Raw genomic sequence first — 10,272 nt, forward strand, 5'->3', positions numbered from 1 at the left:
GTGCGTTTAAAACTACTTTTCGTCTACCTCGTCAAAATCATCATAGCCTAAAAAGTCATCTTCAACAGCACCATCTTCAGTACTATTAAGTTCATTTTGTGACTGATTCTTCTTTATTGTTCTTAAATGCAAGTAAATTGCATCACGAGAGACGCCCAATAACTCTGAAATGATCTGAACTGAATTACGTAAGTTGAATAATCCAGCATCATTTAACTTACTGATAATCACCTTGTTCTTTTGACGCTGATTAATCTGATCGTCTGCCATTACCTCGTCACGGATCTTATTTACCGAGTTGGTTAACAGATCATTTAAGTCAGTAGCAAAGTACTCGTGATTGCCTTTACCTGCATCGATAGACTCAAAGTCGTTGAACATGAGATTGTAGGCTCTGCGCATTGGTGTTTGCAGGTCTACGTTAATGCACAGTAAACCAATGGCCTTACCCTTAGGGTTGGTGATGACATTGGTGATGGACTTCATCTCATGACCGTCGCGAGAAATGGTTCTATAAGGACCATAGGAGGTCTTACCGGTTCTCTCGAACTCTTCAATAATTCTTAAAGCCTTATCGGTAACTGGAGAACCAATTGCGCGACCAGTTTTCTCGCCGTTATGAATGTAAATAATTGATTTTTCTAAATTGTGCAGCGAATGCAGCACAACTTCTACACTGTCTCTGAAGATCTGTCCGAGCATATCTACAATCAACTTGTATTGATTGAGGATTATTTCATTACCTTTACTCATTTGTGATACTCCAAAGACCGCAACTTACGCTCTTTTTTAACTAAGTTAACATAACAGCAATACTATGTTAGTCCTATCATGTACTAGGTTGAATTTTAGATAGAGTTGTTCAGGCCCTAAGTACACAAGAGCTTCGCGCTAGTTGATGTTTGTGATTGCCACTACTACGAGATAACTATACCTAGATTAGGCTGCAAAAGTTCATAGGATGTATGTATATGTGAGTTCACTCAAATATAATTGAGCCAAATCACAATATAATTTACATTTTTGCCTCTAGTCATATGCGCGTAAGATCAGATGCAGCCTAGTGTTGCGCGATTTTGCAAACTAAAATTTAACTCAACTTTTAATAGAATTTTTGACCCCTAAAAATTTGAGCGAAATTAGTTTTAACTCAAATTTTTATCCAGTAATTTTGAGCGAAAATAGTTAATTAAAAACCATCTAGTAGCCCACTAAAGCTTACAATGCCTTACATAAGGCTAAAACAATCATATATATGCATACAAGCAGCTCTAAAACTCGATAAATCTTACGATCGTAAATTTGATCGAGACATAAACCAAAACCAACAAATAAGCCCCTTAGACCCCATTAAAGTCTAGCAAGATCGCTACTTGATGATATTTTCTACCGATCAAATTATTATTCTTAATTATTTAGCAAACTAGAAAAGACTCCAAGCCGCCACTCCCACACTCCAACTCTACCCACAAGACCACCACATAACTCACCAAATTAGAAGGTCACCAACAGTTCTAGAGTAGTTTAACCACCGTAAGGCATAGCCCAACTAAATACATAACACCCTTCACAAAAGATGATCTAAATATACGTTCACCACCCTCCTTCACGCGGATCAAAATAGCATAAATATGCCGTTTTCATAGGGTACTAGAGAGGGTGACAAAGAGGGTCAAGAACCCTATGGTATAGGGTTAGATAACATGCCAAACACCCACCAACATACCCACATAACACTTAAACTGCGCTACCAAATGGAGGCTTTTATAAAGTTAGCAGCCATCCTATAGAGTGTCTTTTGAACGGATGAAGCAGCGCCTCAGACAGGATTAGAAAATGCAGATCCAGGCTACAAAGCTTGGACCATCACGCCCTTGAAAATAGAAATTGCAATCAAAGTAAATATTGGGCAATAAAAACCCCTGCAACCACAAGGGCTGTAGGGGTCTTTTTTTTTAAGGCAACAATGAACACTCACTGCTGCCTAACTGAGATAGTAGCAAGTAGATTACTTAACTACAGTGGTGGTCTCAGTGGTGGTGTTAGAACCAGTTACGTTAACAACAACGCGACGATCTGGTGATAAGCACTTGATGAGCTCGTTACGTGATAAGCCATCACACTCAGTGCCAGTTACAGGCTCTGAAGAACCAACACCATTAGAAACGATAGCCTGAGCTGGTACGCCTAAAGCAACTAACTCGTCAGCAACAGCCTTAGCACGCTGCTCAGATAACTTCTGGTTGTAAGCTGCACGACCGATACGATCAGTGTGGCCAGTTACAACGTACTGAGCGTCAGCAAGCTTGCTCTCGTTAGCAGCGGTAACAACCTGAGCAACAGCATCCTTACCCTCAGGGCTTACCTTGCTTGAGTCGAAGGTAAAGAGGGTGTTAGCGTCTAAGGTGTAGGTGTTAGTAACGGTATTGGTTACAGTCTCTTCAACCTTAGGAGCTTCTGCAGGAGCTGCTGCAGGAGCGGAACGGCCCCAAACGTAGTTCAGACCGATGTAAGCCATGTCCATATCGAAGCCGATACCGGTGGTGTCTGCCTTATTGTCGTATACGTCAAAGTAACGATCGTAGCCAACACGCACGTCAAGGCTTGGGGAGAGGTCAACAGAAACGCCAACACCTACTAATGGAGCGAACTTGCTATCGCTGCCTGAACCCATAGCGTACATACCGCCGCCACGTAAGAAGATGTCAGCGCCAGTCTCGTTTAATGGGAAAGCAAAACGAACAGCCAGCTCTGGGCCGTGTACGTTTACATCCTTGTACTCAGTGGTGCCAACGCGCTGAGCCTTGATACCATTGATGTGCTTGTAACCGCCCTCAAGGCCGAACCATGGGGTGAAGTTGTAACCAGCGTAGATACCAGGTGCAAAGCCGTCAGTGTTGTTTGACTGGTAGATGTCACCAGCTGATGGGGTATCCCAGTCAGCATTTACATAGCCAGCCTGAACACCAATGTAACCAGTGTTGCCAACAGCAGCACTTGCGGTACCAGCAGCTGCTAATAAAGCAGCAGCAACAGATAAAGATAAGAAATTCTTCTTCATGATTTTTGATCCCCCGCAAAGGTAAAGACACACTACCTGTACTGAAAATCAGTGATAAAACCCTACGGAAATGGTTTTCCAGGTAAAGGTCCTAAGAGAGTGATAGCAAACAAAGAGGCTACCACTTACTCGTAACTCTAAATAGCTTGAAGTCGCTGCAAAAGTCCTCTATTGCAGACCGTGATTGTGTCTGAACATTTGCTTCTACATCAGTAGTAAAGACACTTAGTATTTCGGCATCCGACAGCGTAGCCACCTTAGGCTAAACAGGGATCTCAGACATATACAAAAACGGATTTTTTCGGGCTCCATGGCCTTTACAAGCTATATTATTTACATCTATAAGTGTTTTGCAAGTAATTTCGCTTGATGAACAGCACTAATAAGAGTGCAACGAACTGTGCTATTTCAAAACACTCTATATCTCATTTACTTTAATTATAACAGCACAATCTAAGGCCAATCTTAGCTAAATCTTGAATCACATAGATCTTAGCGATCTTTACCCTCTTCTTTAAGATCACGGCCTTTTGCTGATCTTGCCTCTTTTACATCGAGCTTAGCAAACTCATCTGATGCTTTATCATCCTCTAAACTTGATGTTTCTGCCTCTTGTTCATGTGCATCAGCTGCATTATTAGCGCTTGCTATCGTCTTTGAACTAGCATTAGTAGCGTTAGCTACCATCTTGGAACTAGCATCTGCAGCTACTTGAGCGTCACTCTCTGCTCCATTAGAAGAATTGACTTCAATACGTGAAGTGCCCTGTGAGCCCTTACCGTCTACAGCATGCACTACGGCCTTGCCAGCAATCTTGGCTTTTTGTTCAGCAACTTCATCTTGAGGCAGAAAGCTAAATACGGGTAGAGCAAGATGGTAGCGAATTGCGATTAGACGGGTAATAAATCCAGTTACCAGACAGATGATGATGTTAACGTTTTCATTGATATAGAAGAACCTGTCTGAAATGAAGTCTATGGCTACAAACATTACGCCAATGAGCAATGAAATACTTGCGTAGAGTTCTTTTTGGAAGACTAGAGGGATACGGGCACAAAAGATATCTCGTAAGATACCGCCAAATACGCCGGTAACTACTGCGCCGATAAGAGCAATCGAGCCGCTAGCATGGTACTCCATACCAATGCGTGCGCCTATAACAGAAAACACAGCCAAACCCAATGCATCAAGAACCAAGAAAGTTCTTTCAAAACGGCTAAAGAAATAAGGCATGCGAGTAGTAATCAAAGCTGCAGCACAAACAATGAATAGATAGTGTGGATTAGCTACCCAAGTTAAAGGATAGTGACCAAAAAGCATGTCACGTACTGAACCACCGCCAATGGCTGTAGCGCAGGCAATAAACATGACGCCAAACAGATCCATTTTGCGTTTACCAGCAGCTAAAGCACCAGTGATACCTTCAGCAGTGATACCAATTATGTACAAAACGATTAAAAACATGTCACTAACCTGGAAGTACGCAGCCGCATGCTCATCATCTTGTCCTAAGAACCTGTTAGGGCCGCAAAAACTGACAAAAAAGCTCTTAGTTAGACTACTAAAAACTCCGCCACACCACTTATACAAGCTGTTCTCTTCCAAACACATCTAGAAAATGTAAAGCTTAAAGAGCAAGTCTTCTTGATGGTTTTTGCCGCTATTGTACCTAGTTGATGTGGCTTTACTAAGACGACCCTCACATGATGGGCAAAATTATCAGGCAAGTGTGGAATATGAGATCTGGGATCATATTCACAGCTATATGTGTAGCCACAGCAATATCTCTAACCTCGCCACAAAACACAAAAACCGATCTGTCTGCACTACTCTTTAAAAGACCACATATGCTCTATGCATGAAGCAAGATCTTCTTTACGAAGCACTATTTCAAAATGGTTAGTACAACTGGTATGAGCGAAAGCTTAAAGAGAGGACGTGACTACGAAGTGAGATTAAGAAGAGAACAAAGATAAACAGCGACATCATCAATAAAACGCCTACTTACGTCGCCAAAGGCTTATTTGTCGCATTTTGCAATGTTTACTAGATACAACATTACAGACATAAAAAAACAGGCTTAAGCCTGTTTCTTTCTGGATGGTGCTGGTTGTAGGTCTCGAACCCACGACCCCCTGTTTACAAAACAGGTGCTCTACCAACTGAGCTAAACCAGCAAAACCGCAGACATTATAGCAATAACTTTTTAAACGTCAACAGTCGAACTTAAAAATTTTTCAGCATAATCGCAAACTAAGAGCCAGCCTCAAGAATCTATGCATATCTACATCCACAAAATAACGATATATATCGCGTGCGCGCATAATAATCTCGAGCTAGAACCTCAAAATATCCAATGCCTACTTAATTTCAAATACTACTCAAAACTAAGGCACCAAAACCATAGGCCCGATCACTATATAGAAATGCATTGGCGATAGATCATAGGGTGTTGTACAGTACTAAACTTAGCCTACAAATCTAATTTGAGGATTTTGTTATGGAAAACGAATCAGTCATAACCGTAGATGGTAGTGGTCTTACCTGCCCTGAACCTTTAATGCTGCTACGTAAATGTGTACGTAGCTGTGAAAAAGGTCAGCTAATTGAACTCATTTCTGAAGACCCTGTCTCTTTAAGAGATGTACCAGCCTACTGCGAGTTTATGAATCATGAACTCGTAGCGATGCCTGATGAGGAACATCCAGCTCGCTATTTGATTCGTAAAGGCGGTTAACCACCTAAGCGCACATACAAAACATCATATTTATCGTATTTTACGAAGAATAATCGGCAAAGATTCATTGCTTCAAATATTGATGCATTTGTAGCTGTTAAGCCCCATAGCAGGACTAGATTGCTAAAAAGAGGTGCTCATTGAGCGCCTTTGGCTTTAGTAAGCCCTTTTGAGCGGCTTTTCTGATAGAATATATGCCGTTTTCGGTGACCTGACCTACATTAGGCTAGGCTAGGCACAGGCAGATTTAAAATTAGTGGTCGGACTTTAACAATGTCTAATACATATGATCTACAAACCTTCCAAGGTTTGATCTTCACTTTACAAGATTACTGGATGCGTCACGGATGCATGGTTGCACAGCCTTTTGACTTAGAGGTAGGTGCAGGTACTTCACACCCAATGACCTTCCTGCGTTCCTTAGGCCCAGAGCCAATCTCCTGCTGCTATGTTCAGCCTTCACGTCGTCCAACCGACGGCCGTTATGGCGAGAACCCTAACCGTTTACAACACTACTATCAGTTCCAGGTTATCTTAAAGCCATCCCCTGATAACATTCAGGATCTTTACTTAGGTTCCTTAAAGGAGCTTGGCTTTGACCCAACCGTAAATGACATCCGCTTTGTTGAGGACAACTGGGAAAACCCTACCCTAGGTGCATGGGGTCTTGGTTGGGAAGTTTGGCTCAACGGCATGGAAGTTTCACAGTTTACTTACTTCCAGCAGGTTGGTGGCTTATCTTGCTACCCAGTAACTGGCGAGCTGACCTATGGTTTAGAGCGTCTTGCCATGTACATTCAGGGCGTTAACTCCATTTACGACCTAGTTTGGGCAAAGACTGCTAACGGCGTTGTTACCTACGGCGATATCTATCATCAGAACGAAGTTGAGCAGTCTGCTTATAACTTCGAGCATGCTGATACTGATTTCTTATTCAAGATGTTCGAGCAGATGGAACAAGAGAGCTCCAACCTCTTAAATCTTGAGAAGCCTCTCCCACTGCCAGCTTACGAGCGCATCTTAAAGGCAGCTCACTGCTTTAACCTTCTCGATGCCCGTCATGCTATCTCCGTAACTGAGAGACAGCGTTACATTCTGCGCATCCGCACCTTGTCCAAAGCTGTTGCTGAAGCCTACTACATATCTCGTGAAGATCTTGGCTTCCCTATGTGCAAGCGCGGTAACTAATCACCGCCTAAAGGTCTCCTGATTGAGGCAATCAAATTACCTTGCACTCAGGATAGTAACAAAGCATCAGCAACTGAACATGAGTGTTGCCTTTCATCGAGTAGTACTCGCTAGAAACAATATGGATGATGCTCTAACACTCAACATTGTTTAGTTGCCCTGTAAATAACAGGTTCAAAATGGAAAAGTTAAACTTACTTTTAGAATTAGGTACTGAAGAGTTACCTCCAAAGGCTCTGCGTAAGCTTGCAGAGTCTTTACACGAGAATTTTGTAAAGCAGCTGCAGACTGAAGGCTTAGGCTTTTCTGCCTCTAAGTGGTACGCCACTCCACGTCGTTTAGGCTTAATCATCTCCGCTTTAGATGTTAAGCAGGCTGATCGTGAAGTTGAGGTAAAAGGTCCAGCCATCAAGGCTGCTTTCGACGCTGACGGTAACCCAACCAAGGCCGCCTCTGGCTGGGCTGCTGCCAACGGCATCAAGGTTGAAGATGCACAGCGCTTAAAGACCGACAAGGGTGAGTGGTTATATATCAAGACCACCAAGCAAGGCACTGAGACTAAGAGCTTAGTTCGCGACATGTTCGACAAGTCCTTAGCTGCTCTGCCAATCCCTAAGCTCATGCACTGGGGCGATAAGAAAGATGAATTCGTTCGTCCAGTACACACTCTGTGCATGATGTTCGGCGACGAAATCATTGACGGTGAAATCTTAGGTGTAAAATCCTCCAACCTCATCAAGGGCCACCGTTTCATGGGTTCTCAAGAACTCACTATTAAGAATGCAGATACCTACGTTGAGCAGCTGCGCAATGAGGGTGCTGTAATCGCTGATTTTGAAGAACGTAAGGCTGACATCAAAGCTCAGGTAGAGAAGCTTGCTGCATCTGTAAACGGTGAGGCTGATCTTGATGATGCTCTGCTTGAGGAAGTTACCTCTTTAGTTGAGAACCCACATGTATTCTTAGCTTCATTTGAAGAGAGATTCTTAGAGGTTCCTTCTGAGGCTCTGGTATACACCATGAAGGGTGACCAGAAGTACTTCCCAATCTACGACAAGAACGGCAAATTACTGCCTAAGTTTGCTTTCGTATCCAACATCAACCCAAGCGACACCACCGCTCTTATCTCTGGTAACGAGCGTGTAGTACGCCCTCGTCTGTCTGATGCTGAGTTCTTCTTCAAGACCGATCGCAAGCAGTCTTTAGAGTCTTTCTACCCACGTCTTGAAACTATCGTTTACCAGCAGGATATCGGTACTATCGCTTACCGTTCATCTGTAGTAGGCAAGATCGCTGCAGCTATCGCTCCTAATGTTGGCGCTGATGTAGCTTTATGTGAGCGTGCTGCTCGTTTAGCTAAGTGCGACCTTGCATCTACTCTGGTTACTGAGTTCACTGATACTCAGGGCATCATGGGTATGCATTACGCTGAGCTTGATGGTGAAGATAAGGATGTTGCAGCTGCTATCTTTGAACAGTACTGCCCACGCTTTGCTGGCGACCAAATCCCAACCCGTCCAGTACAGATTTCTGTAAGCTTAGCTGAGAAGTTAGCAACCTTAATCGGCATTATGGGCATCAACCTCATGCCAAAGGGTGACAAGGATCCATTCGGTCTGCGTCGTGCTGCCATCGGTGTAATTCGTATCGTTATTGAGAATAAGCTCGACCTTAACCTCGTTGAAATCATCAACAAGGGTGTTGAGTTCTTCGGTGACAAGTTAAAGTCAAAAGAGACCGCAACTAACGTAAGCGACTACATCTTTGCTCGTCTCAAGGCTTACTACCAGGATCAGGGTATTGGCGCTGAAATCTTCCAGGCTGTACTCTCCACATCCCCTGTATCACTGCTCGACTTTGATAAGCGTGTTAAGGCTGTGGTTAACTTCAAGCAGCTCAAGGAAGCTGAAGACTTAGCAGCAGCATACAAGCGTGTTAACAACATCCAGTCTAAGTCTGGTCGCGTAACCGATGCTATCAATGATGCTCTGCTCAGCGATGAGGCTGAGAAGCAGTTAGTTCAGCACATCCGCGCTATCGAGCCAGCCATCAACGAGCTGTACAACGAAGGCCACTACGACAAGGCTATGACCAAGCTTGCTGAGCTGCGTGATGATGTAGATAACTTCTTCGAGAAGGTTATGGTTAACGACAAGGATGAGGCTGTTAAGAACAACCGCTTAGCTATCCTCAATCAGTTAAGCCTGCTCTTCTCTAAGACTGCAGACATCTCTGTTCTTTACTAATAGAGCAGTTCATAACTAATTCGACCGCACAAAGGCGAGCCCAAGGCTCGCCTTTTTCATATCCCCAAAAAACCATTGCTCCACGCCACAACTAAAATGTTCCACGTGGAACATTAATTCCTTTAGTTGCTATCTTTGCTTCAATAGCTTCAAATCACAACTAAACCTTAACCAAAAAGATCAGCCCTTCCAAAGCTTACCGTGTTAACTTTTAACTTCGTCCCTCGAACGTAGCGATGTTAATAAATCATGCAGGCACGCCAACCAGAACATAATTCAGCCATTCCAAAGCTTAGCCTGTTAACTTTTTACTTCGTCCTTAGAACGCAGCAATGTTAAAAAATGCAGTTGTCATCCCGACTACACACATAATTCAGCCATTACAAAGCTTAGCCTGTTAACTTTTCACTTCGTCCTTAGAACGCAGCGATGTTAATAACATCCTGCTAGCATGACCACCCGAACTAAACTCATCCTCACAAATGAATTGGCTTGTAGATTTTTTTATTAATTGTTCCACGTGGAACAATTTTCATATGAACCTATTCAGCCAAGTACTTATGTCGACCTGAGAGGTTCATTTTTCCCACAGCGTTTTGTGATGTTTAGGCGTGAGTGTTCCACGTGGAACAATTGTCATATGAACCTAATTCAGCCAAGTACTTAAATCGACCTGAGAGGTTCATTTTTCCCACAGAGCTTTGGGATGATTCGGTGCTAGTGTTCCACGTGGAACATTTTCATATAACTATGGAAGCCAGGCGCATTAACTCGACACAAGCAGCCCACTTTTCCCTCAGTGCTTTGAAAGTATTTAGCCATGAGTGTTCCACGTGGAACAATTGTCATGTAGACCTATTCAACCAAGTACTTAAATCGACGTGAGCCGTTCACTTTTTCCAACAGCGTTTTGTGATGTTTAGGCGTGAGTGTTCCACGTGGAACAATTGTCATATGACACACTGCAGCCAACCACCTCAACTCGACGTGAGCCGTTCACTTTTTCCAACAGCTCTTTTAGCTGACTTCGGATTGATTGT

At 43.2% G+C, this 10,272-nt stretch carries 6 protein-coding genes and 1 tRNA gene; 3 read left to right on the forward strand and 4 right to left on the reverse strand.

Features of this window, described 5'->3' with window-relative positions:
• Window positions 1-12: 12 nt before the first annotated feature.
• The 4 genes from RDO37_RS01210 to RDO37_RS01225 form a co-directional block, all read right to left on the reverse strand.
• Window positions 13-753, reverse strand: a complete 741-nt coding sequence (locus tag RDO37_RS01210) for a PAS domain-containing protein (protein WP_308497835.1) — start codon at window positions 751-753, stop codon at window positions 13-15.
• Window positions 754-2,008: 1,255 nt separating this feature from the next.
• Window positions 2,009-3,061, reverse strand: coding sequence for an OmpA family protein (locus RDO37_RS01215; RefSeq protein WP_027939560.1), 1,053 nt, complete (start codon window positions 3,059-3,061; stop codon window positions 2,009-2,011).
• A 492-nt stretch (window positions 3,062-3,553) separates the two neighbouring features.
• Entirely contained in the window at window positions 3,554-4,525 is a 972-nt protein-coding gene (locus tag RDO37_RS01220) for a trimeric intracellular cation channel family protein (protein ID WP_308497836.1), read from the reverse strand.
• A gap of 637 nt (window positions 4,526-5,162) precedes the next feature.
• Window positions 5,163-5,238: transfer RNA gene (locus tag RDO37_RS01225), tRNA-Thr, on the reverse strand.
• Window positions 5,239-5,561: 323 nt separating this feature from the next.
• Between RDO37_RS01225 and tusA the strand changes: the two genes are divergently transcribed.
• The 3 genes from tusA to glyS all read left to right on the forward strand — a co-directional run bounded on the left by tusA (window position 5,562) and on the right by glyS (window position 9,232).
• Window positions 5,562-5,798, forward strand: a complete 237-nt coding sequence (gene tusA, locus RDO37_RS01230) for a sulfurtransferase TusA (protein ID WP_027939559.1) — start codon at window positions 5,562-5,564, stop codon at window positions 5,796-5,798.
• Window positions 5,799-6,071: 273 nt separating this feature from the next.
• Window positions 6,072-6,986 carry a glycine--tRNA ligase subunit alpha gene (gene glyQ, locus RDO37_RS01235; protein ID WP_308497837.1) on the forward strand — a complete coding sequence of 305 codons (915 nt, stop codon included), beginning with the start codon at window positions 6,072-6,074 and terminating at the stop codon, window positions 6,984-6,986.
• A gap of 179 nt (window positions 6,987-7,165) precedes the next feature.
• On the forward strand, window positions 7,166-9,232 hold the full coding sequence (gene glyS, locus RDO37_RS01240) for a glycine--tRNA ligase subunit beta (RefSeq protein ID WP_027939557.1): 2,067 nt from the start codon (window positions 7,166-7,168) through the stop codon (window positions 9,230-9,232).
• The last annotated feature ends 1,040 nt before the right edge of the window (window positions 9,233-10,272 follow it).

Origin of the sequence: uncultured Anaerobiospirillum sp. (assembly GCF_902485895.1) — a bacterium.
GTDB classification, from domain to species: domain Bacteria; phylum Pseudomonadota; class Gammaproteobacteria; order Enterobacterales; family Succinivibrionaceae; genus Anaerobiospirillum; species Anaerobiospirillum succiniciproducens.